Raw genomic sequence first — 840 nt, 5'->3', positions numbered from 1 at the left:
CGCAAGACCAGATGCTAGCAGTATATTCAGGCGATAGAGCGCCATACTACTAACGGTCCAAAACGCGCCGGTTCCAGGTCCTGCCACGCCATCATAAAAACCCAGACTAAAGCCTTGCGTCACTTGCGTGATGTTGTGCTTTCTACCTGGCTCAGGCATCAGGTTTTTATTCGCATCGGGGGTTTTATGGATGATGGTATAAAGAGCAGCCGCCAAAATAACGAGAGGGAGCACCTTTTCTAACCACTCGGTAGAAATAGAATCTACAAACAAGGTACCGCACGTTGCGCCAATGAGAGTGGTAATAAACGTAGGCAGCCATAATCTAGGCTTAAACAGCTTCTTCTTGTAATAGGTAAAAGCCGCTGTCGAAGAGGCAAAAGAGGCGGCTAACTTATTGGTACCCAAAGCGATATGTGGAGGTAAGCCAATAGAAAGCAAAGCAGGGACGGTAAGCATCCCACCTCCGCCAGCAACCGCATCAATAAAGCCTGCTATAAAGGCAACAATGGCCAATATGAGCAGCATACTTGGTTCTATGTATTCCATTGAGTAATGAATCAGTCCTAATCGATGCGACGTTTAAAGGGTGGTAAAGAGTCTAGTAATGCCTTGCCGTAACGTTTGGTTACGATACGGCGGTCGAAGATGATAACTCTACCAGAATCTTGCTCCTTGCGCAGTAATCTCCCTACTGATTGGATCAGCTTTTTACTCGCCTCGGGCACCGCAATTTGCATGAACGGATTGCCGCCACGGCTTTCTATGTACTCGGCGTGGGCTTCTTCTACAGGAGAGGTGGGAACCGCAAATGGGATCTTGGTAATGACTAGGTTCTCT

Annotated in this window: 2 protein-coding genes; both read right to left on the bottom strand. The window is 47.7% G+C overall.

Going from position 1 to position 840, the window contains the following annotated elements; all coding sequences use genetic code 11:
• Positions 1-549: sulfite exporter TauE/SafE family protein (locus AB4585_RS25425; RefSeq protein WP_372171560.1), on the bottom strand; the 549-nt coding region annotated here is incomplete at its 3' end.
• Positions 550-566: 17 nt separating this feature from the next.
• On the bottom strand, positions 567-840 hold a 274-nt coding region (locus AB4585_RS25420), incomplete at its 5' end, for a helicase C-terminal domain-containing protein (RefSeq protein ID WP_372171558.1).

It is taken from the genome of Vibrio sp. 10N.222.49.C9 (assembly GCF_041474985.1).
Lineage (GTDB): Bacteria > Pseudomonadota > Gammaproteobacteria > Enterobacterales > Vibrionaceae > Vibrio > Vibrio crassostreae_C.
This window is presented reverse-complemented; position numbering and strand designations above follow the sequence as displayed.